Annotated in this window: 22 protein-coding genes and 2 pseudogenes; 21 read left to right on the top strand and 3 right to left on the bottom strand. The window is 37.1% G+C overall.

Annotated features, from left to right (window positions below):
- Positions 1-347: 347 nt before the first annotated feature.
- The 5 genes and pseudogenes from LQ203_RS18015 to LQ203_RS17995 form a co-directional block, all read left to right on the top strand.
- Positions 348-470, top strand: a pseudogene (locus LQ203_RS18015) (class I SAM-dependent methyltransferase); the annotation flags it as partial.
- Positions 471-819: 349 nt separating this feature from the next.
- Positions 820-2,295 carry a spore germination protein gene (locus tag LQ203_RS18010; RefSeq protein ID WP_230159870.1) on the top strand — a complete coding sequence of 492 codons (1,476 nt, stop codon included), beginning with the start codon at positions 820-822 and terminating at the stop codon, positions 2,293-2,295.
- A 26-nt stretch (positions 2,296-2,321) separates the two neighbouring features.
- Entirely contained in the window at positions 2,322-3,536 is a 1,215-nt protein-coding gene (locus tag LQ203_RS18005) for a Ger(x)C family spore germination protein (RefSeq protein WP_230159868.1), read from the top strand.
- Complete coding sequence (locus LQ203_RS18000) at positions 3,533-4,627, top strand: GerAB/ArcD/ProY family transporter (protein WP_230159866.1); 1,095 nt, start codon at positions 3,533-3,535, stop codon at positions 4,625-4,627. The genes LQ203_RS18005 and LQ203_RS18000 overlap by 4 nt, the downstream gene beginning before the upstream one ends.
- A 694-nt stretch (positions 4,628-5,321) precedes the next feature.
- On the top strand, positions 5,322-5,891 hold the full coding sequence (locus tag LQ203_RS17995) for a GNAT family protein (protein WP_230159865.1): 570 nt from the start codon (positions 5,322-5,324) through the stop codon (positions 5,889-5,891).
- Between the two features lie 514 nt (positions 5,892-6,405).
- On the opposite strand, the gene LQ203_RS17990 is transcribed toward LQ203_RS17995, so the two are convergent.
- The gene (locus LQ203_RS17990) at positions 6,406-6,732 is read right to left on the bottom strand and encodes an antibiotic biosynthesis monooxygenase (protein WP_230159863.1); all 327 of its coding nucleotides are present in this window, start codon (positions 6,730-6,732) and stop codon (positions 6,406-6,408) included.
- A gap of 278 nt (positions 6,733-7,010) precedes the next feature.
- Here LQ203_RS17990 and LQ203_RS17985 point away from each other — a divergent pair, with 278 nt between their 5' ends.
- From LQ203_RS17985 to LQ203_RS17975, 3 genes are all read left to right on the top strand, one after another.
- The gene (locus LQ203_RS17985) at positions 7,011-7,337 is read left to right on the top strand and encodes a hypothetical protein (RefSeq protein ID WP_230159861.1); all 327 of its coding nucleotides are present in this window, start codon (positions 7,011-7,013) and stop codon (positions 7,335-7,337) included.
- A 72-nt stretch (positions 7,338-7,409) separates the two neighbouring features.
- Entirely contained in the window at positions 7,410-7,850 is a 441-nt protein-coding gene (locus LQ203_RS17980) for a hypothetical protein (RefSeq protein WP_230159859.1), read from the top strand.
- A gap of 63 nt (positions 7,851-7,913) precedes the next feature.
- Positions 7,914-8,465: a dihydrofolate reductase family protein gene (locus tag LQ203_RS17975; RefSeq protein ID WP_230159856.1), complete on the top strand. Its 552-nt coding sequence runs from the start codon at positions 7,914-7,916 to the stop codon at positions 8,463-8,465.
- A 239-nt stretch (positions 8,466-8,704) separates the two neighbouring features.
- On the opposite strand, the pseudogene LQ203_RS17970 reads toward LQ203_RS17975, so the two are convergent.
- Positions 8,705-8,851, bottom strand: a pseudogene (locus tag LQ203_RS17970) (IS5/IS1182 family transposase); the annotation flags it as partial.
- 529 nt (positions 8,852-9,380) lie between these two features.
- On the opposite strand from LQ203_RS17970, the gene LQ203_RS17965 reads away from it, so the two are divergent.
- The 3 genes from LQ203_RS17965 (at position 9,381) to LQ203_RS17955 (ending at position 12,988) form a co-directional block, all read left to right on the top strand.
- On the top strand, positions 9,381-10,250 hold the full coding sequence (locus LQ203_RS17965) for a cation diffusion facilitator family transporter (RefSeq protein WP_230159854.1): 870 nt from the start codon (positions 9,381-9,383) through the stop codon (positions 10,248-10,250).
- Between the two features lie 467 nt (positions 10,251-10,717).
- A complete protein-coding gene (gene abc-f / locus LQ203_RS17960; protein WP_230159850.1) occupies positions 10,718-12,346 on the top strand; it encodes a ribosomal protection-like ABC-F family protein in 1,629 nt (542 codons plus the stop codon).
- A 225-nt stretch (positions 12,347-12,571) separates the two neighbouring features.
- Positions 12,572-12,988: a VOC family protein gene (locus tag LQ203_RS17955; protein WP_230159848.1), complete on the top strand. Its 417-nt coding sequence runs from the start codon at positions 12,572-12,574 to the stop codon at positions 12,986-12,988.
- Between the two features lie 226 nt (positions 12,989-13,214).
- Here the strand turns inward: LQ203_RS17955 and LQ203_RS27540 are convergent, their stop codons facing one another.
- On the bottom strand, positions 13,215-13,490 hold the full coding sequence (locus LQ203_RS27540) for a ribbon-helix-helix domain-containing protein (RefSeq protein ID WP_290370609.1): 276 nt from the start codon (positions 13,488-13,490) through the stop codon (positions 13,215-13,217).
- Between the two features lie 704 nt (positions 13,491-14,194).
- Here LQ203_RS27540 and LQ203_RS17945 point away from each other — a divergent pair.
- The 10 genes from LQ203_RS17945 (at position 14,195) to LQ203_RS17900 (ending at position 23,796) form a co-directional block, all read left to right on the top strand.
- Complete coding sequence (locus LQ203_RS17945; protein WP_230159844.1) at positions 14,195-15,523, top strand: PTS sugar transporter subunit IIC; 1,329 nt, start codon at positions 14,195-14,197, stop codon at positions 15,521-15,523.
- Positions 15,516-15,812 (top strand): hypothetical protein, encoded by a 297-nt coding sequence (locus LQ203_RS17940; protein WP_230159841.1) that lies wholly within the window; start codon positions 15,516-15,518, stop codon positions 15,810-15,812. The genes LQ203_RS17945 and LQ203_RS17940 overlap by 8 nt, the downstream gene beginning before the upstream one ends.
- Positions 15,809-16,891, top strand: a complete 1,083-nt coding sequence (locus LQ203_RS17935) for a MupG family TIM beta-alpha barrel fold protein (RefSeq protein ID WP_230159838.1) — start codon at positions 15,809-15,811, stop codon at positions 16,889-16,891. The genes LQ203_RS17940 and LQ203_RS17935 overlap by 4 nt, the downstream gene beginning before the upstream one ends.
- Positions 16,892-16,976: 85 nt before the next feature.
- On the top strand, positions 16,977-17,282 hold the full coding sequence (locus tag LQ203_RS17930; protein ID WP_230159835.1) for a PTS sugar transporter subunit IIB: 306 nt from the start codon (positions 16,977-16,979) through the stop codon (positions 17,280-17,282).
- Positions 17,283-17,312: 30 nt separating this feature from the next.
- A complete protein-coding gene (locus LQ203_RS17925) occupies positions 17,313-17,639 on the top strand; it encodes a PTS lactose/cellobiose transporter subunit IIA (RefSeq protein ID WP_230159832.1) in 327 nt (108 codons plus the stop codon).
- Positions 17,640-17,986: 347 nt separating this feature from the next.
- On the top strand, positions 17,987-18,889 hold the full coding sequence (locus LQ203_RS17920; protein ID WP_230159814.1) for an aldo/keto reductase family oxidoreductase: 903 nt from the start codon (positions 17,987-17,989) through the stop codon (positions 18,887-18,889).
- Positions 18,890-19,176: 287 nt separating this feature from the next.
- The gene (locus tag LQ203_RS17915) at positions 19,177-20,517 is read left to right on the top strand and encodes a hypothetical protein (RefSeq protein ID WP_230159811.1); all 1,341 of its coding nucleotides are present in this window, start codon (positions 19,177-19,179) and stop codon (positions 20,515-20,517) included.
- Between the two features lie 84 nt (positions 20,518-20,601).
- A complete protein-coding gene (locus LQ203_RS17910) occupies positions 20,602-21,336 on the top strand; it encodes a GntR family transcriptional regulator (protein ID WP_356714723.1) in 735 nt (244 codons plus the stop codon).
- Positions 21,337-21,365: 29 nt separating this feature from the next.
- Entirely contained in the window at positions 21,366-22,799 is a 1,434-nt protein-coding gene (locus tag LQ203_RS17905; RefSeq protein ID WP_230159809.1) for an aldehyde dehydrogenase family protein, read from the top strand.
- 94 nt (positions 22,800-22,893) lie between these two features.
- The gene (locus LQ203_RS17900; RefSeq protein ID WP_230159807.1) at positions 22,894-23,796 is read left to right on the top strand and encodes an AEC family transporter; all 903 of its coding nucleotides are present in this window, start codon (positions 22,894-22,896) and stop codon (positions 23,794-23,796) included.
- Positions 23,797-24,047: the final 251 nt, after the last annotated feature.

The raw sequence follows: 24,047 nt of genomic DNA, 5'->3' as shown, positions 1-24,047 counted from the left end.
GTTTATATATTTATTCTGTTTTAACTACCTAGATAATTTGTGGAAAACTATGCCTAGGTAGGGAGAGTCCGTTAAAGGCGCAATATGGTATAGTTTGCTTATCTTCTTGATAACTTATTAAGGATGAGTAAAAAAGACTTATTCTTTTAAAAGGGATTAGGAGATAAGACCTAATTCATGCAATTTAACTTGTTGATCGCTTTAATCAAAACAAATTGTCAAAAGTGAATAGGAAAAGGTGTTATTTGAAGAAGTTTGAAATTTAGATGGCGAGGTAGGGAAACAAGCGGTGTTTTCGTATAAGGACAGTTGAAGCTGCGGGGGAATGGCTTGTATTAAAATAGCTAATACCAGAGCTGCGAAATAAGAGTGTACTTGATTTGGGCTGCGGTTTCGGATGGCATTGCCGATTTGCCCGTGAGCAGCAAGCCAGTTCCGTCGTTAGTATTGGTATTTCCGACAACATGCTTTAAAGAGCACGTGAAAAAACGGATGATACTTTCATTTCATATATTAAAATTGCCTAGGGCTGCTTTTCACTATCAGGGACCGTCAATAAGTTTGTGTAAATAAGCAATTCCTTTTCCTACGGATTTTATCGACTTGTGTGCTTTAAACATCCATTGTATATGTAAAAATTCCTTTTCTCTGACGCAAATTTTCCTTTTATGAATTTGAGTTAAGTAAGCTTTAAAAGTTCTACTTCAGCTATTTTTTATACCCTCTCCTCCTCGCCCAATTCAGGTATATTTCCCCTATTACAGGTTATCCTAATCAGCATATGTAAGCGTTATTAAAGAAGGAGACCTAGAAACCAAAATGGCAATTCAACGTGGTCTAATAAATGAAAATATTGAACAATTTAAGGTGCATCTAGAAAAAGAACTAGGGGCTAATTCAGACCTTTTAATTAGAGAATTTCAATTACATAACCGTGTAGATTTAATCATTGTCTATATTGATGGGATCTGTGATAAACAAGTGATCGAAACTTCTATTATCAAACCTATTTTGGAAGTATGTAACGATTCTTTTTATTTCAATGAACCTAATAGAACAACCGAGTTAAACAATTATCTAAAAGACCAGGTATTATCTGCTTCAGAAGTAGAAATAGCGTCTACGTGGGATACTATATTATCTTCTCTTGTATCAGGAAATACAGTTATCTTTTTTAACAAGAGTTCAGAAGTATTAGTGATAGGGACTAAATCGATTGATTCTCGCTCCATTAGCGAACCTACTACACAAGTTCTTGTTCGCGGTCCCAAAGACAGCTTTACAGAAAAAATCCGCACGAATTCGTCTCTCGTGCGTTCACGCATTCAACATCCTAGTTTACGCATTGAGTTTTCTAAATTAGGGGAAAGGACACAAACGGATATAGCTATACTTTATATAGAGGATTTAGTAGACGCATCTATATTAAAAAAAGTAAAAGAGAAAGTAAAAAATATTAAAATCGATGGCATATTGGAATCTAGATATATCGAAAGCTTTTTAGAAGATGAAACATACTCTCCCTTTCCCCGTACGTTTAATACAGAACGGCCAGATGTAATGGCTGGTAACTTGTTAGAAGGGAGAATAGGCATTTTAGTGAATGGGACACCATTTGGGCTTATCTGTCCTACGCTATTAATGGATCACTTCAAAACCGCAGAAGATTATTATGAAAAGTCTGATATTAGCTCACTCATGCGCTTATTGAGGATATTTTCTTTTATTATTTCATTGTTAACACCAGGTGTGTACGTAGCTTTAGTGACACATCACATTGGAATGATTCCAACTAACTTAGCAGTTAGTATTGCAGCACAACGAGAAGGAGTACCTTTTCCAACTGTTGTCGAAATCTTTTTGCTTGAAGTGACATTTGAGATTCTACGGGAAGCAGGCATTCGGATTCCCCGAGCTTCAGGACAGGCAGCATCCATTGTAGGTGCTCTAATTATTGGGCAGGGGGTTGTAGAGGCCGGATTTGTCTCTTCTGTTTCAACTATTATCGTAGCTTTAACGGCAATCAGCAGCTTTGCTGTCCCTCAATATTCCATTGGAGCAACGGGTAGAATCTTGCGATTTGTTTTTTTATTTATGGGAGCTTTTATAGGTTTATATGGTATTATGCTCTCTTTATTTTTTATTGGTTTTCACATCGCAAAGCTAAATTCTTTTGGTGTACCATATTTATTACCTGTGACTCCATTTAATACTGCTGCTCAACAAGATAACTTTATTCGAATGCCTTGGCGTCAAATGAAGCGAAAAAATAATAAGATAAGAGATGAAAAATAAGAGGTCTAAAAGAGATGGTGAGAGACATGATCGGAACGTTTTCTAAAGGGTTTAAAGTTCTAGCAATCATTTCGTTATGTAGTTTTCTTGCAGCTTGTAGTGATTATAAAGAAGTAAATCAGATTAGTTTTGCAATCGGTGTGGCCTTGGATAAAGAAAACGACGGAACATATAAGGCTACTCTACAGGTGGTCAATCCTTCCAATGTTACTTCAGCTAGCAGTACAGGAGGACAAGGTCCGGCCATATTAAATTATCAAGGACAAGGAAGAACCGTAGGAGAAGCTATGTGGAAGAGCTTCGAGAAACTCCCTCGTCCAGCTAGTTTTCCTCATCTAGAGATAGTGGTAATAAGTGAGGCGATAGCGAAGGAAGGTTTACTTAATGCTCTAGAGTTGTTTGATCGAGAGCCCGATGTCCGTTTATCAACGGCTGTGACAGTTTCCCATAATTCCTCTGCATGTTCTATTTTAAACGCGCTCACACCTTTAAATAAGATACCAAGCAACTCGTTAATTTCTAATCTAGAGAATATTAAAAAAGTAGCAGGTACGGGTCAATCGTTAACTATTAGTCAAATTATTCAATATATTAAAGATGATGGGCAGGAAGTAGCTATATCAACTGTAGCATTACCTAAAAAGAAAAAAAGTACAGGTGATTTATCTAACCTAGAAAAAGCATCTCCTACTTCTCCTGAGATAGATGGGACAGCCTTTTTTAAAGAAGATAAATGGGTAACATGGAGTAAGAATCATGAAATACGTCCTGTATTAATAGCTTATAATGAGATGAAATCTTCGTATATAACGGCCCCTTTTGAAAAACATAAATTTGTTACCGCTCATTTACTAACTGTAAAATCTAAAAAGTACACAACTGTCAAAGATGGCATACCCTACCTTAAGATGAATGTAAAAGGGATAGCAGAGATAGAAGAGATAAAGGGCTTATATACCTTAGAGAATGATAAAGACCTTCAACCTATTGAAAAATCTGTAGAGGAAGAAATAAAGAAGGAAATTAAAAAGATGATTGCCCTTACCCAGAAATATCAAACGGACACATTAGGATTTGGTAAACAATTATCCTTTCAACATCCTTCTCAATGGAAATATTACCGTAAATCATGGAGTTCCCTTTACCAAAAAGCCCAAACAGAAGTTCACGTTGATATTTCGATTAAAACAGCAGGATCACGTACACATTCAAACCAATTCCAAAGAGGTGAAACACAATGAAAGAGAAAATAAATACGATTCAATTTTTTTGTCTCATTGTGTTATTTGAAATAGGAAGCGCTCTATTGCTTGAAGTAGGGCGATCTGCAGGTAAATATGGCTGGATTTCCTTGATAGTTGCAGGCCTATTAGGGTGTATACTATATTTAGTATACACAAAGCTTCATACCTATTACCCTTCCTTACCTCTTACTCAATATACTCAATTAATCTGGGGGAAGCATATTGGAATAATAATAAGCTTCCTGTATGCCCTCTATTTCATGTACATGGCAGCGCGTATCTTGAGAGACTTTACAGCCTTATTATTAATAATGGCCTATCGTAATACTTCTCCAGTTATACTTGCAGCATTGATGATGGGAGTATGCATGTATGGTATTAAACAAGGGATACAAACAATAGGACGAGTAGCTTTAGCTGGATTTGTTCTTCTTTTTTCTATTTTATTTTTAATTATTATCTTTCAATGGATTAATGGGTTATTGGATGTAGAAAATGTACGGCCTATAATACCTAGAGATTGGTCTCCAATCCTCCATACAATTTTCCCAACTGCGTTAACCATTCCATTTGGAGAGATGATTGCTTTTTCAATGATTTTTCCTGATCTAGATCAGAAATCGAAAGTGAAAAAAATAGGATTATATGCCATTATAGCTAGTTGTCTCTTCTTGGCTTTTTCCTCTATTGTTAATATAATGATTTTAAATGAAGATATTGTAGAATCATCTATTTTTCCACTTCTATCAGCTGCTTCTCTTGTGGATATTGCTCATTTTATAACCCGTTTGGAAGCGCTAGTTGTTATTACATTGGTTACGTTAGGGATTTTTAAACTGTTAGTTTTCTTCTATTGTACTGTTATTGGTATAGCAGATATCTTACAAATAAAGAACCAAAATAAATTAATCTTACCCATAGGACTTTTAATTTTAACTTTGTCGTTTGCTATTGCGCCTAATTATATTGAACATATTTATATTGGAATTCACAAAGTACCTTACTACCTACATATTCCTTTGCAAATTGTTGTGCCTATACTACTTCTTTTGACAGCTTTTATAAAGAATAGAAAAAAACATAACTAAATTGCCTTTAAGAACATCGTATATGCTACCCATTTTGACTACAATATTGTATCCATTACCTCTATATAGAATGTGTAATAGCATTTTTCTTTTTAATTGATTTATCATTTTAGTCTACATCCAATAAAACTATATTTTGTACACAATAAATAAAAAATCTTGTGTCGTCAGGCGGTATGCTCGCCTTATAACCTATTCTGTCTACTATGAGTGGATTTTTTTTATGGGGAAAAGAAGAGAACGTTTGACATTGAGTTTAAGAAAAGAGCAGTTGATTTATATCTTTGGGGTGGTATGAGCTATTTTTATATTCCAATTTCAGCTTCAAATCGTTTTATTTTCGTTTCTGTATTCTCTGAATAAGTAGGGAAATGCCCTATTGTGGGGCCTTTTATTTTGCCTCGTTTTTCTTCAAGTCCTTTCATGCCTTCAGTTTCCAAGTGACGAACCCTACTCACAACGGTTGTATGATTAATCCCTAATTCTTTTCAAAAGGCCTTACAACCCATGACAGTTAGCCCCCATAATAAACCAACTATCCTATTAATTATTATCCGAATTTAACGAAAGTAGGGACGCATTTTCTTTATTAACATTTATTCTTTCATCTATAAATCGTTGATTATCGGCTTTAATTAGGTAATGATTGAAACAGTAAAATATGAAAAAGGGGACATTAGAGGAGGGGAATTGGATGGGGAAAGAATTTCCGTTTATTGAAACAAAGCGATTGATTTTAAGGGAAGTTACAAAAGCAGACGCGGGTGATATGTTTACATATCTATCTGATACAGATGTAGTGAAGCCAATGGGATTAGATCCATGCCAAACAGTAAATGACGTATGGGATGAAATTAAGTGGTACGAATCTATATTCCAAGAAGGTACGGGAATTAGATGGGGAATTACATTAAAAGATTCCGGTAAGGTTATAGGTAGCTGTGGTTTTCTTAATATGGTCACCAAACATCATCGAGCTGAAATTGGATATGAATTAAATAAAGAACATTGGGGAAAAGGCATTGCTAGGGAAGCGTTGGAAGCCGTTGTTATGTATGGGTATCGTCACTTTCACCTGGAAAGGATTGAAGCTTTAATTGAACCTACAAATCACCCATCCCAAAAACTAGTGGAAAAACGAGGATTTAGAAGAGAAGGATTGCTGAGGCATTATGAATATACTGGTGGCAAATTCGATGATTTATATATGTACTCACTAATAAAAGAGGATCTTAATGATATTTCCTTTAATTCATTATCATGATTTTAAATGAAAACTTGGTTATGTTTTTACTTTTTTTGATGGTTCGTAAAGTTTGAACGTTGATATTCACTCCAGGCACGCGCTTGCCCCGCAGGAGTCTCGTACCTTCCGTTCCAATCAACTTTGTTTTGGAATTTAGATAGAAACCCTTTTGTCTATATAAGGGGATACTGAACAGTCTCATCCCGAACCAAGATTTTAAAACAAGACTAGGTTATACTCTAGTTTTTTTGTTTTAAGACCCTCTCAATAGATTGAAGAAATTTTGCGACACTCTTGCCGAATAACTGACTAGCCAAGACCCCACAGACGCCTGCGGCGAGGAGGCTTGGCAGACAGTCGGCGGAAAGGGAGCAGATTTCTGAAATCAATGGGAACGTTTATTATAGAAAAAACTACAGGCAAACTAGCTTTTCTTCGAGTTTGTCTACAGTCTGAGACCGCTAAAAAAGCGGTCTTTTTATATAGTGAAAATCATAAAAAAGGCATGCAATTACATGAAATCTTAGTATTTTTACTTACTTGTATAATCTCTCTCAACCTTACAAATCCGGGTTGTGTATGACGAGTACCAATCTTTCATACCTTTTTCTTGAGCTTTTTTGTGGGCGGCATTTTCTTTCCAGAGCTTAATGGCATCGAGGGAACTCCAATAGGATACAGTAATTCCTACTCCGTTTTGATCTCTCACACTTTCGACTCCTAAGTAGCCTTCTTGTTGAGCGGCAAGCTCATCCATGAAATCTGCGGTAGAGTTGTAACTTTCGGCATCTTTATCGCTTCTTTGGGAAGTGAAAATACAAGCGTAGTAGGGTGGTTCAGGTGTTTTTGCAAATAACATGAAATGATGCCTCCTTCTATCCTAATATTCAAAATAATACCACATCGGTTAGACCATGGATACAGCATTTTCCTATAAGGAAATCTTGCTTAAAACCCATTATCGGGAAGAAGCAGAATGGAAGCCAGCGATGTAAAAAGGCGAAGGTGTGCAAATTTCTCAGATGCGAAGAAACGACTACTATTCAATAGGACAATTCAGAGGGAGAAGGGATTTTTTCCCTGCCCCACGAATATATAGTTTTGTAGGTTTTTCTAAGAAAGGGATAATTTTAATGTGTGGGATTTGTCAGTAAACATATAGAAAGAGATGCATTTTTACCAAAACATCGCGATATTCTATTGAATAATGCATTAAAGGATTTATCAGCAGATCCTAATGTTTTGGCAATTTACCTAGCCGGTTCATTACCAAAAGGAAACTTTGATAATTACTCTGATATAGATTTGCACACCATTGTCATGCCAGAACGGATAGCGGATTTTTTAAAGGGAAAAAGAAATAGGGCCAATAACTGGGGAACTGTTTCATTTCACGAAGACTACAATCCTTCTTCACCGTATGTCATCACTCATTATGATACCTTTGTAAAAGTGGATAGCTGATATCAATTACCTAAGGAAGTTATACCATCCATCTGGTTAAAAGAGGTTGAAGTACTATATGATCCTTTTAATATGATGAGTTATGTTATTCAGGAATCAGGAAAACTAGTTTATAAACCGTCACCAGATGAAGTTGAGCATTGGAGAGGAAAGCTGCTTGCTTTTATTCATGAAACTTACAGAGCTGTTATGAGGGAGGAAATATTTTATGCACTTTCTAATCTTGATAGGATACGGTGGCTAATTGTGTCTGGTTGGTATATGGAAATGGAAGAACATGTAGATGGGCCCTATGGGGTATGGACGAAAATCGAGGGTAAAAGAAGTAAATTAAATGAAATGCAATTATTCCTTTTGACAGGTTGGGATTGTGGCCGTAATTCAAATGAAATCATGAAAACGATGAGAGGTATGTTCCCAGAATTCCTTAGATTGAATAAATACCTAAGTACTCAAGTGGATATTGAAGCAAAAGAAGACCACATAAAAAAAATAATGGATATGGCTATATGATACAAGTTTTCTACTAAAGCCATGAATGGCGCTCGAATAGAATGTACTTGGAGGGATGACAAAGTGGGGAAATTGGTTTATCATGTTGCAGTCTCATTAGACAATTTCATTGCGGACCAAGGGATTGTAGATGGGAATATTAATCAATCACTTTTCTTATTTGAAGGGGAACATGTCCCGGATTTTTTATCCGATATTCAGCAATATGAAGCAGTGTTGATGGGGAGAAAAACATATGAGTTTGGTTTTCATTTTGGAGCTAAGCCGGGTGAACCTGGCTATAAAGGGATAAAGCATTATATATTTTCAAATTCCCTTCAGTTCGAATCGAACGAGGAAGTAGAGCTCATCCAAGGTGACTCTGTAGCATTTATTGAAAACCTCAAACAGCAAGGGACCGGTAAGCTATGGTTATGTGGGGGAGGAGAACTGGCTGGAACGTTAATCAACCATAAACTCATTGATCAATTGGTGCTGAAAGTGAATCCAGTCATTATCGGTGAAGGTATACCTCTATTTGGAAGCGTAAAGCCTTGTCTTAAATTAGATTTAGTTGAAATGAAACAATATCCAAACAGTGTGATTAAATCCACGTATAATATTATATATACCTAAGAGAATACGAGTTGTCCGAAAAACTTCATTCCTACATACAGGAGTGCTTTTTAATAAATAGTGAGGGTTGCGTTGGCAGCCCTCAGTTTGTAGACAAAAGGGGTTCGGAATTAAAAAATTCCGAGCCCCTTTTGAAATCCCTTTTGAATTTTCGCCTAAAGTTAAGAGATTGGGGCTCTACGAGCCCAATATGTTAGGCCATTTTTGGACCTTCCATGTCCAATTGGCCATCCTACCTCTGAATACATATCTTTCACCAAGTCATAAATGAAAGTGAAATTAATGGCAGCCTCCATTTTACGAACCAAATGGTTCGGTGGCACCAGTTGATCTAAAGTAATCATTTTAAGTTGATCTCGCTGAATAGAATCATGTTTAGAAAGCATCCTTATCACCTCAAGTTTTAATACTTCTATTTTAAAACAAAAAAGACTCTAGGCATAAGGGTTCTATCTAAAAGTTAAAACAAAGTTGATTGGAACGGAAGGTACGAGACTCCTGCTTAGAAAAGCGCGTCTAAGGGAGACCCCGCAGGCGAAAGCCGAGGGCGGACCGCCCGCGAAAAGCGAGTGCCCTACGTTCCAATCAACGTCCAAATTGTACAACCCTTTTTTTATGCAACAAACAAAGTTCAAACGTGTTGTAACTTTCAAATTCGTTGGTCTTGGATAAAATTTATTAAAGTTTAACAAGGGGCTTACCTTAAGAAAAAAGTGAAAAATATATAATGGAACATCATTCAAATGATTTTGATTTATTGAAAACTTCATATATTTACTCTTTTCAGACAGTTTCCCCTATGCAACATAGTTACCTATTACTTACTTATATAAAACGGTACAAAAAGGTTGCTATAGACCCACCCAATTTAAAGTTGATATTATATTCATGTACTTAATTGTGGGGGGAAGTTGAATGGAAGAACAAAAATATAATGACCTCAAATTAGGCGAACGTGGTGCAATCATTAGTATAATTGCTTATATTTGTCTATCTATCTTAAAACTGGTTATAGGTTACATAAGTGACTCAGAGGCATTAAAAGCGGATGGTTTGAACAATACCACAGATATTATCGCATCCATTGCCGTACTGATTGGATTAAGGCTAGCTCAAAGACCCCCCGATAAAGATCATGGTTATGGTCATTGGAAAAGTGAAACGATCGCTTCTATGGTAGCTTCCTTCATTATGTTTGCCGTTGGTGTACAAGTTTTAATAGATGCTGTCACTTCCATGCTTAAGGGTGGAGAGGAATCACCTGACGTATTGGCGGGATATGTGGGTTTTTTATCTGCGATAGCTATGTATTTTGTATACCGATATAATAAAAAGCTTGCAATCAAAATTAACAGTAAAGCTGTTATGGCAGCTTCAAAAGATAATATATCCGATGCATGGGTTAGTATAGGAACAGCCATAGGTATCTTTGGGTCCCAATTTAACATGCCTTGGCTGGATCCCTTAACTGCCATCATTGTTGGACTATTAATATGCAAAACTGCGTGGGAGATATTTATACAAGCCTCTCATGAACTTTCTGATGGATTTGATGAAGATAAAATTCATCTTTATAAGGGTGTAATTACAAATGTGGAAGGCGTTAAGGGGATAAAAGAAATTAAAGGGAGAAATTATGGGAATAATGAAGTGATTGATGTTGTGATTCTTGTTAATTCCACATTGGATATTAAAGAAGCTCATGATATTGCGACACACGTAGAAAAAGTTATGATGAAAGAACATGGAGTGTACGATGTTCATGTTCATGTTGAACCCAATTAATTTTATGATTACTACAAATAAATGGTTTATGGAAGGGGATTCATGTATATGAGAATACCTTCATTCCACAAAAAATATATTTTCCGAATTGGTCATTAAAAAAATAAGGGTTGACAACAAGAGAATAAAATGCAATCATAAACACATTACATTGGAAGGAATAGGTACCTCATACAATGAAGCAGTAATCTTATCAAAAAACAGTAAATCTAAATATTTTTCAATGGGTGTATATGGTCAGGTATGTTCAATGCTAGTACGCGTCACTTTTTCATTTGAACAATCAACTTCTTACCCATGTGAAATTTTTAATGATTATGTTTAGAGATGGGATTCGTCTGCTCGTTTATAGGTACTAATTCATATACAAATACTTTTTCTGTCAGCGAAAACAGGAGAGGTATGTTTAGTTTTTGTATATTTTAGTAGCAGGCGATCTCTCTCTAAAAATTAGAGGGGGATTTTTTATGTTATTTTTAAAAGCCAGTGATTTAAAGAAAAGCTACGGGTCACGTGAAGTTCTTTCCATTGATTCACTCCAACTTTACAAACATGATCGTGTTGGCGTTGTTGGGAGAAATGGAGAAGGAAAAACGACATTGCTTTCAATATTAGCAGGTGTTAAGGAACCGGATTCCGGTCACATAGAGAACTTTGGAACGGTCACTTATATCCCACAGCTAGAAGAAACTGAACAGGAAATAAGTGGAGTGTTAGCGAGTATTTGGAACTTGCCCAATGAGGATCAAGAAATGATAAGCGGCGGCGAACGCACCCGAAGAAAAATAGCTGCAGCCTTGACATCCAATGCGGATGTCTTAATTGCAGATGAACCTACAAGCCATTTAGATGTATTCGGAATTGAACAACTGGAAAAGGATCTGATGTCTTTTGATGGAGCTATATTGCTCACTTCCCATGATAAAGCATTCTTAAATCACCTATGTACAACAATCTGGGAAGTTGATCAAGGTAAGGTTACTGTATATGAAGGGAATTACGAAGCGTATACCGAACAAAAGCAGACAAAAACAGAAAAGGAAATTAAGGAATATGAAGAGTATCATCGCGAAAAGGATAGGTTGAAGAAGGCTGCACAAAACTTACAGACCAAGTCGGATTCCATTAGGAAAGCCCCTAAACGAATGGGGAATTCGGAAGCAAGACTTCATAAGAGGAGTTCCGGGAAACAGAAGGCGAAATTGAACCGGTCTGCTGAAGCAATCGAAACTCGAATCGAGAAGTTAGCAAAAAAAGAAAAACCTAGGGAAAATACTCCTATCATCTTTGATATTTCCGAATTTCCCTCTTTACACAGCAAAAGGGTCATTCGATTTAATGGCTGTTCCCTGAAAGCCGGGTCTAACATACTAAAGAAGCATATCTATGGAGATGTCCCCCTAAAATCCAGGCTCGCCATCAATGGGCAAAATGGGTCAGGCAAATCGACGTTATTGAAAAAGATAGTCGATCGTCAAGCGGATTTAAATGTAGCGAAGCCGGCAAAGATAGGATTTTTTGCACAACAACAAGAAAATTTGACCGAAAATAAAACGGTGCTTGAAAATATTTTGCAGGATAGTCCGTACAATCAAGCCTTTGTTCGAACGGTATTATCCCGATTAGCCTTTAAAGGAAATGATGTTTACAAACAAGTATCACTCTTAAGCGGTGGTGAAAGAGTCAGGGCTTCGCTAGCAAAAGTTTTTTTGGGAAACTATAATGTACTGGTTTTGGATGAACCTACAAATTACCTGGATATAAGCACGAAAGAGGCTTTAACCGAGGTGTTAAAAGCATATCCAGGAACCATTGTTTTTGTGACTCATGATCGTTCATTGATTCAATCACTTGCAACACATACTCTTTCTTTTGAAGATGAACCTTCGAGAGTTAGAGTCATCAACCAAGAACCAATAAAATTGGATACGGAAGAAATTGAACATCAAGACAAAAAGGCTGAACTCCTTAAGATAGAAGTGCAAATCCTCGATACACTTGGGAAACTGTCCACGGTTATGAATGAAGCGGAAAAAGAGGAATTGGATAGGGAATTCAAGCGGCTCTTGAACAAGAAAAGGAAGCTTGAAAGTTAAAGGGCTTTCCTGTTTCTAAAAAGGAATTGTTGCAGGAAATAGACGATATCACCTAGCGTATAAATCAAAGAAATTCAACAACAGTCAGGACTTCTTTCTTAACAAAGAAAATGCTGCAGATAAAATAATACTTTTTAAGAATGTACTTCATTTCTTTCGTTCCGAATCAGTTTTTGATAAGTTGGGAATACATGATAATGAAGAAAGCATGAAGGGGGCAATATGATGAAACCACGGATTACTGTCATTACATTAGGTGTAGATGATTTGGAAAAATCGCTAGAGTTCTATCGTGATGGGCTTGGATTTCGAACAGAAGGGATAATTGGCAAGGAATTTGAGCATGGCGCCGTTGCCTTTTTCGACTTACAATCAGGCCTAAAGCTTGCCATTTGGAATCGAAAGGATATTGCTCATGAGGCCAAGGTTGCTTTGACTCCAACAAGTTCTACAGAATTTACCATTGGTCACAATGTAGCCAGCAAAGAAGAAGTGAATACCGTGGTGGAGCAAGCAAAAAAAGCGGGTGCGGTCATAACTGATCCGGCACACGATACATTCTGGGGAGGATACTCTGCACACTTTCAAGACCCAGATAGCCACTTGTGGGAAGTGGTTTGGAATCCGGAGTGGGATATCTGAGAATCTTGAATGTGATCCATTTCAAATGGTTCTTGCGTATAGAAAGCATCCGTAGAAGTTCTATCCAAATGTTAAAACAAAGTTAATTGGAACGGAAGGTATGTGACTCCTGCGGGAAAGCGAGTAGCCTACGTTCCATCAACGTTTACATTGTAAAAGCCATAAAAAACTGTAGGCAAACCCGATTTTCATCGAGTTTGTCTACAGTTTGAAGCAAGCACTTTACCTAGAGGTTAAGTGCTTGTTTTTTATTAATAAAATCTCTGCTTTTTTCAATCATTTCTTTATTCTTTTCAATCGCTTCGTTATTACTGAATTTCACCTGTGCATTAACGGTCTCATTGTCTTCCATGTATTCAAGCAGCAAGTCTACAGCTTTTTCCATGAGTCTTTCTATGGGGATATTTCTATCTTCAGAAAGATTGGTGAGTCTATTAGTTAAATAAGGATTGAGCGTAATGTTTAATGGTTTTCTCGTTTCGGAATGAATAAGTCGTTCCACCTTAAGTCGTTTTATCTATTATATAACTATAATTATAGTTAAACAAATGTGAGTGTTTGCAGTGGCTTATTGGAACCCGAAGTCCCAATATTAAAAGAGAAAGTAGAGTTTCGTTAATATCACTTAAAGTTGAAGATGATTTTATACTATTTTGTCATCACAATTAGTTGCTGAATCACTGTTTCACGTAAATGATCATCTAACGGAGCTATATTAAAAAGCTCTGATTAATAAAGACCATCCATGGCTAATCGAATGATAGCTGCTGTTACCGAATTAATATGATCCTGCTCCACTTTGTCTTGAAGAACGATTATCCCTCATAAGAAACGATTATCCCCCTTTAAAAATGTCATCATCCCATTTCTTTAAATTCAACGAGCATTGTTAGTTTCTACTTTTGTATAGCTAGTAGTCCTTCTTAAGTATGAAGGTATCACTGTCCCCAGATTTCATCCTTAAAACAGTAAAACTTGATATATAGGGAAAGTCACGAGGTGGATTACTCTTTAATACATTTTATCCCCTTAATCTTACCTGGCTTAATATCTGGATAAGATCTTTTAGAACGACTTATTAAAGAGTTCCACACTGATTTTATGATAGGTAAAAAAAATGTTGACATAATCAATATAACGTTATAATGTTTATTTATTGTAATTTTGTGTTTTTTCAGACTATAAATAAAAAAGGGGGTAAAGTTATTGAATAATTTTATGGGGTTTCTCGAAGCTAAGGTACTGCCAGTGGCAAACAAAATTGGTTCACAAAGACATCTACTAGCTATTAGACATGGCGTTCTAGCAACGCTTCCTTTAACGATCATTGGATCATTCTTTGTTATTTTGTTGAATTTTCCAATTGAGGGGTATGATGAATGGATAGCACCTTATCGTGCTGCTTTAGATGTTCCGTTTCGGTTTACAGTAGGAGCGATGGCTTTATATGCAGCTTTTGGGGTCGGGTCAGCTCTTGCTGGACATTATAAATTAGATCAGCTCAGTGCAGGCTTTCTATCAGTCTTAGCTTTTTTAATTACATGCGTTGTGCCTACGCAAGTCATGGAAACTGTTCCAGGAGTCATTGAAGCAGGGCGTTGGTTACCAATCAGCTCTTTGAGTGCAGCTTCTTTATTCGGAGCAATTGTGACAGCATTGATTTCCGTAGAAATTTTTCATTTTCTGATTAAACGTGATATCAAAATTAAATTACCGGAAAGTGTTCCGCCAATGGTTTCGAATTCCTTTGCAGCTTTGATTCCAACATTAGTCGTCGTCCTTTTATTCTGGGGCATTCGCTATGGTTTAGGCTTTGACATTAATTCGATTATCACTACATTGGTATCTCCTCTCAAAAATTTATTGGTAGGAAATAGTTTAATAGGTGGTCTGCTTACTGTCTTTCTCATCGTTTTCTTTTGGTCACTGGGTATTCATGGGCCTGCAATATTAGGGCCGATCATACGACCAATGTGGGATTCGGCGATTCTTGAAAATATGGATACATTTGCGAGAACAGGTAATGCAGCTAATTTGCCCAATTTATTTACCGAACAATTCATTCAATGGTTCGTCTGGGTCGGTGGTGCAGGTTCGACTTTATCGCTCGTTGTATTGTTCTTATTTTCAAAATCGAAATATTTGAAAGAGCTGGGTAAACTGTCCTTTGTTCCAGGGGTTTTTAATATTAATGAACCTGTCATCTTTGGAGCACCTATCGTTATGAATCCTATATTAATGGTCCCATTCATTGTTGCACCTTTGGTTAATGTCATCGTTTCATATACGTTCTTTCAATTGGGATTAATACCAATGATCATGGCAAAGCTGCCGTTTACGGTGTTTAGTCCGATTGCAGCTGTAATCAGTACAGATTGGACAATCATGGCCGGGGTTCTTGTTTTATTGAATTTCTTCATCTCATTAATGATATATTTTCCATTTTTCAAGATGTTCGAGAAGCAACACTTGCGTGATGAAAATAAAATAGAAGATAGACCAGAGGAAAACAAAGAGGACATTAAATATGCTTGAAATAATATGTGCAATCCTTTCATTTGTAGGAGCCCAAATCATTTTTTCCCGTACCAGTCTAGGTGAAAAATTAACTCCCTGGAAATCGGTTGGCCTCTCTATTTTAATCATTGGCTTTTCTATTTTTTTGTTCAGCGCAATGGGGTCGACTTATTATTTGATAGTCATTGTACCAACGATTATTTGTTCTGTAATGGTATCCTCCCGCTACCGTGATTACTTAATGGGTTTACAAGCTAAGCGGGCTCAATGGAAAGAAAGTAGAAAAGGAGTGAATGATAGCTTATGAGAAGATTAGGTATTTCCATTTATCCTGAACACTCTACACCGGATAAAGACAAGCAATATATTAAACTTGCCCATGGTTATGGTTTTGAACGAATTTTCACGTGTTTATTATCGGTTTCAAAACCTCTTGAAGTTGTGTTGGAAGAGTATAATAATATTATTTCTTATGCGAAATCATTACATATGGAAGTCATTCTTGATGTTGCTCCAGCTGTTTTCGACAAGTTTGGCATCAGTTATGATGATTTGAGTTTTTTCGCAGAAATGGGAGCTGACGGTGTTCGTCTTGACCTTGGCTTCGATGGCTTGAAAGAAGCTAAAATGACATATAATCCTTATGGATTGAAAATCGAATTGAATATGAGCAATGATGTCGACTATTTATCGAATATTCTGACGCACCAAGGGAATAAAAATCAAATCATCGGTTGTCATAATTTTTATCCACAAAAATTTACGGGTCTGCCTTATGAGTTCTTCATTTCCTGCAGTAAACGTTTTAAAGAAAACGGCATTAAAACAGCGGCATTTGTTACTTCACAAACTGGTGATATAGGGCCCTGGAGCATTAATGATGGTTTATGCACATTAGAACAGCATCGTGACCTATCAATTGATGTACAAGCTAAGCACCTGTGGGCAACTGGTTTAATTGATGATGTAATCATTGGAAACGCATACGCCAGTGAAGCGGAACTGAGAATGCTTGGTTCCTTACAGCGTGACATGATCGAATTGAAAGTGGAGCTTCATTCGGATGCGTCTTCAATCGAGCATAAGGTTGTATTGGATGAATTACACCTTCGCCGTGGTGATATCAGTGAGTATATGGTACGTTCGGTGGAAGTTCGGAAAAAATATGCGAATGAAGATTTTGCAATTCGGGAGAGTATTCCACAGGTGAAAGGATCCGTTTTCATTGGTAATGATTCTTTCGGGAAATACAAAGGGGAACTTCAAGTCATTTTACGGGATATGCCTTTGGATGCACGAAAAAATGTTGTCGCACAAGTTGTAAAAGAAGAACATTTTTTACTGGATTACATTAAACCGTGGGGCACATTCAGATTGATTAAATAGTCTACACGACTTACCACTCTAACGAGATTTAAATATAATCATTTGCTTACTATCCAGTAAGAAAATTTTTAAGGGGGAAAGAGAAATGAATATTTTATTATGTTGTTCTGCAGGAATGTCTACTAGTCTATTGGTTAACAAGATGGAGAAAGCTGCAGCGGAAGAAGGAATGACCGTGAAAATACAGGCCGTAGCCACTATGGAAGTAAGAAACCACATTAATGAAGTGGATGTTATTCTTTTAGGTCCTCAGGTTCGTTACTTACTTAATGATATAAAGAAAATAGGTGATGAGAAAGGGGTACCGGTAGACACGATAAATCCGATGCATTATGGATCATGTAACGGTAAAGAAGTATTGAAAACAGCTATCCAATTAATTTCAAAATAACATACTATCAAAATATAAGAGGGTGTTAATGTGACAAAAACAAAAGAGGATCTTTCTGAATTATCATTTCAATTAATTCTTCATAGCGGAAATGCCCGCAGTTGCGCAATGGAAGCTATCGCCTTGCAAAAACAAAGGAAATCAAGCGATGCCCGAGAAAAACTAAAGGAAGCAGAGAGTGAGTTTGTTGCAGCACATAAAATCCAAACGGCATTGATCCAACAAGAAGTGAATGGTGAAGAATTCGAAATTCCATTGCTCTTAATCCATGCTCAAGATCATCTGATGACTTCCATGACCACAAAAGATTTAGCGAAAGAAATCGTGGAATTACACGAGAAAACACAAAAGAACTAACTAAGTGATCATGCTGCTAGGGGAATGAGTACTTATTTAAGAGGTTGCTACGGCAGCCTTTTTCTTATGGACATAACGGGTGAAATTGCACGACAAGGTGGCGTTATATTTCTATAGTTTAGGTCATGAACCTAAGCTAAAGAGTTATGGCATAAAAGGGTCACTCAAGATTAGGAATCTCCGAAATTTTAAATTATACTAATGCTCATGGCAGTAACAAATGATACTGACACAGATTAACCAGTATGATTATGAAGGATAATCAGGACAGAAAGCATTAACATAGGTAAGCCATAACAAACAACTTATTAGCAAGGTCAATCATGATATAAAAGGAGAGAAAAGGCATGCAAAGAGTCAATTTAACTGAAGATTTTAGTCTTTCACGCATTGTTCACGGTATGTGGAGATTAGCAAATTGGAAATTTTCTAACGAAGAAATTCTATCACTTATTGAACATGGTATGGATCGAGGTATCACTACATATGATCACGCCGATATATATGGTAGTTACACATGTGAAGAGATTTTTGGGAAGGCTCTTTCATTAAAGCCATCTTTACGCGATAAAATGGAGATTGTTACGAAATGTGGCATAGTACTTCAATCAGAAAACCGTCCTTCTCATAAAAGTCACCATTATAACACTAGTAAAACCCATATAATAAAGTCTGTTGAACAATCTCTTATGAATTTTAAAACGGATTATATAGATTTATTACTTATCCATCGTCCTGATCCCCTGATGGACCCGACGGAAACGGCTGAGGCGTTTAATCAATTAAAAGAATCAGGAAAGGTCCGTAACTTTGGCGTATCGAACTTCAAAAAAACGCAATGGGATATGCTTCAATCTTATCTTGAATATCCACTTGTGACGAATCAACTGGAGCTTTCTGCATATAATCTTGAAAACTTCGAAGATGGAACCATGAACTTATGTCAGCAAACGGGCGTGGCGCCGATGGCATGGTCACCGCTTGCAGGAGGAAGCATCTTTGAGGAATCGGATGAAAAGGCTGTCCGCTTAAGAAAAACGTTAGAAATCGTAAAAGAAGAAATAGGGGCTAATGGAATAGATGAAGTCATGTATGTTTGGCTGTTGAAGCATCCTGCAAAAATCATTCCAATCGTTGGTTCCGGCAAGAAAGAACGCCTGGATAGCGCCATTGATTCATTAAACCTAAGTATGAAACAAGAGCAATGGTTCAACATTTTAACAAGTTCCATGGGGCATGATATCCCGTAATGATCATACAGTTGAACCGCAAAAGTATGGGACTTCCAAAAGGGGGCCCATTCTTTTTTGCGTGAAAACATAATTGGGAATTAACTAGAGATGTAAACAGGCAATCGTTTAACCAATCCTTCCGTAAAGACCAACCTATTAATTCAAGTGAACGACTGGAACATCAATCTTTACCCCTTTTAAGTAATACCTTCAATTTTTAATAGTATATTTTTATTGATAAAGGTAGTTATGTATTTTATAATGGTTATAATGAATTAACATCATGGATAAGAGGGGGTTCGTACATGCTTAACACGGTCGTTTTATATTTACCTATAGGTAGAAAAACGTTTGATATTGAAGCAGCTGAAATATATCGTAAGCAAAGTATGGAGTGGTTGGAAGAAAGCTGCAGCCATCTTGTAGCACCAGAACAAACCGTGACATCTGTTGAGGAACTTCAAGATTTTTTAGATTCCATAAAAGATGTGAAATTCGATACGGTTTTATATCAGAGTGTTACTTTTGCAGATGGAGAGTTTATGGTCAAGGTATTGGAGTATTTCAAGCAGCCTGTCATTGTTTGGTCAGTTCGCGAACCGAGTGTTGGAGGACGATTACGCCTCAATTCATTAACTGGCGGGAACAGTACAAGTAATGTACTGCGGAATCATCAACATCCGTTTGCTTTTGTATTCGGGAATCCAGATGAAGATGCTTTAAGAAAGCGTTTACTAAGACAATTTGATGTTATGCGTGTTCTAAAGGCATTAAGTGAGCTGAAAATAGGCGTGGTAGGTGAATATCCACCAGGTTTCTTCTTCTCACAATCTAATGAAGGAGAACTGCAAACAGCACTTGGGGTTACACTTCATAAGATTGATTTACAAGAGGCGTTTACACATTGTGTGGAACTCCCAGAACAAGAGTGGATCGGTGAAATTGACCGTGCTGAGAAACAAGTAATTGGATTGAATCGTAATGATGAAACCGTTACGAAGTTCGCTCAATTTTCAACGTACATAAAAAAACATATCCAGCAACAAGAATTGAACGCATTGGCGATGCGGTGTTGGCCGGACTTTTTTAACGAGTTGGGAGCAGCTCCGTGTTCGACTCTATCCCAATTCACAGAAGACGGAATGGTAACATCATGTGAATCAGATATTCATGGATCGGTTTCTATGTTTATTTTACGTGAATTAGCTGGTGGAAATGCACCTTATTTAGGAGATTTAGTCCATGTAGATGAAGCAAAAAATTCGGTTGTATTTTGGCATTGTGGTGCGGGAGCTTATTCTCTTGCCAATCCTACTACAGGGGCAACAGTCGGTGTACATCCAAATCGGAAAATAGGCTTTGCAATGGATTTTGGTTTGAAAGCAGGAGTAGTAACGATCTTTAGAGTAAGCCATACACCTGAAGGCTATCGTCTTTTAGTCATGAAAGGAAATGCATTGGATGGAGAGCAGCCGTTTACAGGAACATCTGTGGAAGTGGAATTAAAAACAGATGTAATGGACACACTTTACAAACTTATGCATGCAGGATATGAGCCTCACTTTGCACTAGTTTATGGAGATGTAACGGAACATCTAATTGAATTGGGACGTATCCTTCAATTAGAGACCGAGGTATATGTATAAGAAAACAGTATCTCACCATTACAGCAATAGCTAGTTAATGATATATAATTTATCCTATATACTAGCTTAAAGGGGTTGGACAACGTGAAAAATATGATAGATGCTAATAAAAATGTGGCTCTTTATTTACAGGTAAAAGACATTTTAGTTAAGCGCATTCAGGAAAAAGTATGGAAGGCAAACGCATTGATACCAACGGAACAAGAGTTGATGCAAGAATTTGATGTTAGCCGTACCACTTTAAGGCAAGCCATTTCCATTCTTGTACAAGATGGATTATTGGAGAAAAAACAAGGAAGGGGAACAATTGTAAAGCCTCAACCTCTTATTGGTGGGAGCTTAGGAAAACTAAAGGGGTTAGCAGAAGAAGTAACAGAGAGAGGCTTGACACCTAATTCAAAATTACTGCGTGCAAACTTTAAAAAAAATCTATATTACGAAACATCAATGCTCCAACTAGCAGAGGGAGAAGAAGTTTTTGTAATTGAAAGGATCCGTTTCGCTGATGATGTTCCCATTGCCATTGAACGCTCATGTTGGCCCAGGCATATTGGTAAAATAATTGAAAAACATGACCTGAATAGTGCAAAGTTTTATGAGATTCTAGAGGAAAACGAAATTTTTTTAAAACGTGCGAAAGAAAAAATTTGTGCAATCAACGCAACTATTTATGAAGCAGATTTACTTGGCATTCGCGGTGGTGAAGCTTTGCTTGAAATGACAAGGCTAAGCTTTGGATTTGATGATAAACCACTTGAATTTACGATAACAAAATATCGTAGTGATAAATATCATTATGATATTGACCTTTTTAGATAAATCTTAATACGTTTAGGGAGTGGAGAGATTTGACGAATGGAACACTAGTTAAGCAATATGGTTTATATGTGGATGGTCAATGGGAGAAAACGTCAGAAACAATGAACGTACTAAACAAATATACGCAAGAACCCGCAGCTCAAATTTCAGTAGCCACAAAAAAACATGTGGATAAATCTGTAAAAAGTGCAAAAACAGCGCTAAAAGTAAATTTTTCACCATATGATCGATATGAGGTATTAATGAAAGCTGCTCAGTTGCTAATTGAGCGTCGTGAAGAATTTGCTCGAATTTTAACTATTGAAGTTGGGAAGTCCATTCGCGAATCACGTGGAGAAGTAGATCGTTCAGCTCAAACTTTACAAATATCAGCAGAAGAAGCAAAGCGTATTCATGGAGAAGGTGTGCCTGTTGAATCAGCTCAAGGTTCAGAGAATCGCATGGCCTTTACAGTACGTGTTCCGGTTGGGGTCATTGCAGCTATCACCCCATTTAATGCACCTATAAATCTGGTCTGTCATAAAATCGGACCAGCACTTGCTGCTGGCAATAGTGTGGTCTTAAAACCAGCCGAAGTAACCCCAATCTGTGCCATTAAACTGGCAAGCCTATTGGAAGAGGCTGGTCTACCAAAGGGACGCCTTCAAGTGCTGACTGGTGATGGTGCAAAAGTTGGTGAATGGTTGCTAGAAAATCAAGATGTTAACATGTTTACTTTTACAGGAAGCCCACGGGTAGGAGAATTAATCCGTTCAAAGGCGGGATTACGGAAAGTGTCTCTTGAATTAGGAAACAATTCAGCCACCATTGTTCATAAAGATTCTGATTTGGAAAGAGCTGTAACTTTAGTTTCACAAAAAAGCTTTAACAATGCAGGACAAGTTTGTATCTCAGTCCAACGTATCTATGTTCATAACGATATCTATGAAACCTTTGTTGCTAAGTTAATAGAAAAAACAGAAGATTTTGTAGTTGGTAACCCATTGGATGAAAATACAGATATCGGACCTATGATTCGTCTTACTGAAGCGGAGCGGGTAGAGGAATGGGTGAAAGAAGCAGTAGAACAAGGTGCACAGGTTGAGTTAGGCGGCAAACGTGATGGCGCTTTTTATTTTCCTACAATCTTAACGAATGTAAATGATGACATGAAAGTTTGCCGTCAAGAAGTGTTTGGGCCAGTTGTGTCCATTGCACCATATGAAGAGATAGACGAAGTAATCGTTAAAGTAAACGATTCTGATTATGGTTTACAAGCTGGACTTTTCACGAACGATTTACAATTAACAATGAAAGCAGCGCGTGAAATAGAAGTGGGCGGGCTGATTGTTAATGATGCGTCAGCATATCGGGTCGACCATATGCCTTATGGTGGCGTGAAGAAGAGTGGAAATGGAAAAGAAGGTCCGAAATATGCAATTGAAGAAATGACGGAAGAACGTATTATTGTCATAAATTTATAATTGTATGATTTATTAAAAAAGGACCTAGAGGGGAAAGAATCTAGGTCTTTCCTTTAGCCATATGACAAAACAAAAGGTAATGAAGGTGACAAAGATGGAGTTTTTAACTATTCTCCTACCTATTTTCGGTATTTTTGCGATCGGATTTATTGGACAAAAGAAAATCGGATTTGATACAAAGACAATTTCAACAATGGCGCTTTACATCATGTCTCCCGTTCTAGTATTTCAAACTTTTTATACAACACCATTTAACGTTGATTATTTATATCTTACTTTTTACACATTTGTCCTTTGTTTTTCCCTGATTGCAGTTGTTTATATGATTGCTTTTTTTCACGGATATTCGACTCCTGAGACATGTGGGATGATATTGGCGTCGTCTTTTATGAACAATGGAAACTATGGTACCCCCGTTGTCTTATTACTTTTCGGTGCTACCGGACTAAAATCTGCCATCATTTTAATGGTGATACAACAATTGGTTATGTGTACGGTGGGGGTGTATTATGCTGCAAAAGGGAGTCCAGAAGGTAATGGTATACGTTCAGCGCTTCGGGCAGTTCAACGTATGCCCACTATATATGGCGGACTTTTAGGCGCTACTTTTCAATTATTGAATATTCCATTAAGCAGCGCCGTACAAGAAGCTGTAGGCTTAGTAGCTGATGCAGCTATTCCTACAGTAATGATCGTACTAGGAATGCAGCTTGCTAGAATATCAATAAAACATTTAGCAAAAGCCAAGATTTCGTGGTCGCTCATTGTCAAACTTGCGATTTCACCTGCCATTGCTTATATGCTAACACTTTTCTTGCCTGTAGATGATATGGTTAAACAAATTATGATTATTATGGCTGCAATGCCAACAGCAGCTAATACGACTATGTACGCTCTCCAATTCAATACAGAGCCAGAGTTTGTTTCAAGTACGACACTAATTAGTACTTCGTTAAGTCTTGCTACTTTGCCTATTATTTTTATGATGGTCTTATAAAAAAATAGTGGAATTCCATATATATTTATGATCAAAAAATGTTAGAGGATGATTAATCAGAGTCCTCCCAATAATTCAATCCTGAACAAGTAAGTAGATATTATGAGTTTGTAGACAAAAGGGATTCTATCTAAATTATAAAAACAAGTTGATTGGATCGGGTGTGCGAGACTCCAGTGGGAAAAGCGCGTCCAAGGGAGACCCGCAGGAGCAAAGGCACCGAGAAGTCTCCCGGACCGCCCGCGGAAAGC

The organism is Peribacillus sp. Bi96 (assembly GCF_918698115.1).
GTDB lineage: Bacteria > Bacillota > Bacilli > Bacillales > DSM-1321 > Peribacillus.
Note: the sequence above shows the minus strand (reverse complement) of the source record. Positions and strands in the feature narration are given on the sequence as shown.

What these genes read in the sequence shown, in the direction of transcription:
- LQ203_RS18010 (WP_230159870.1), top strand. Translation starts at nt 820, where the DNA reads ATGGCAATTCAACGTGGTCTAATAAATGAAAATATTGAACAATTTAAG.
- LQ203_RS18005 (WP_230159868.1), top strand. Translation starts at nt 2,322, where the DNA reads ATGATCGGAACGTTTTCTAAAGGGTTTAAAGTTCTAGCAATCATTTCG.
- LQ203_RS18000 (WP_230159866.1), top strand. Translation starts at nt 3,533, where the DNA reads ATGAAAGAGAAAATAAATACGATTCAATTTTTTTGTCTCATTGTGTTA.
- LQ203_RS17995 (WP_230159865.1), top strand. Translation starts at nt 5,322, where the DNA reads ATGGGGAAAGAATTTCCGTTTATTGAAACAAAGCGATTGATTTTAAGG.
- LQ203_RS17990 (WP_230159863.1), bottom strand. Translation starts at nt 6,732, where the DNA reads ATGTTATTTGCAAAAACACCTGAACCACCCTACTACGCTTGTATTTTC.
- LQ203_RS17980 (WP_230159859.1), top strand. Translation starts at nt 7,410, where the DNA reads ATGATGAGTTATGTTATTCAGGAATCAGGAAAACTAGTTTATAAACCG.
- LQ203_RS17965 (WP_230159854.1), top strand. Translation starts at nt 9,381, where the DNA reads ATGGAAGAACAAAAATATAATGACCTCAAATTAGGCGAACGTGGTGCA.
- abc-f (WP_230159850.1), top strand. Translation starts at nt 10,718, where the DNA reads ATGTTATTTTTAAAAGCCAGTGATTTAAAGAAAAGCTACGGGTCACGT.
- LQ203_RS17955 (WP_230159848.1), top strand. Translation starts at nt 12,572, where the DNA reads ATGAAACCACGGATTACTGTCATTACATTAGGTGTAGATGATTTGGAA.
- LQ203_RS17940 (WP_230159841.1), top strand. Translation starts at nt 15,516, where the DNA reads ATGCTTGAAATAATATGTGCAATCCTTTCATTTGTAGGAGCCCAAATC.
- LQ203_RS17935 (WP_230159838.1), top strand. Translation starts at nt 15,809, where the DNA reads ATGAGAAGATTAGGTATTTCCATTTATCCTGAACACTCTACACCGGAT.
- LQ203_RS17930 (WP_230159835.1), top strand. Translation starts at nt 16,977, where the DNA reads ATGAATATTTTATTATGTTGTTCTGCAGGAATGTCTACTAGTCTATTG.
- LQ203_RS17920 (WP_230159814.1), top strand. Translation starts at nt 17,987, where the DNA reads ATGCAAAGAGTCAATTTAACTGAAGATTTTAGTCTTTCACGCATTGTT.
- LQ203_RS17915 (WP_230159811.1), top strand. Translation starts at nt 19,177, where the DNA reads ATGCTTAACACGGTCGTTTTATATTTACCTATAGGTAGAAAAACGTTT.
- LQ203_RS17900 (WP_230159807.1), top strand. Translation starts at nt 22,894, where the DNA reads ATGGAGTTTTTAACTATTCTCCTACCTATTTTCGGTATTTTTGCGATC.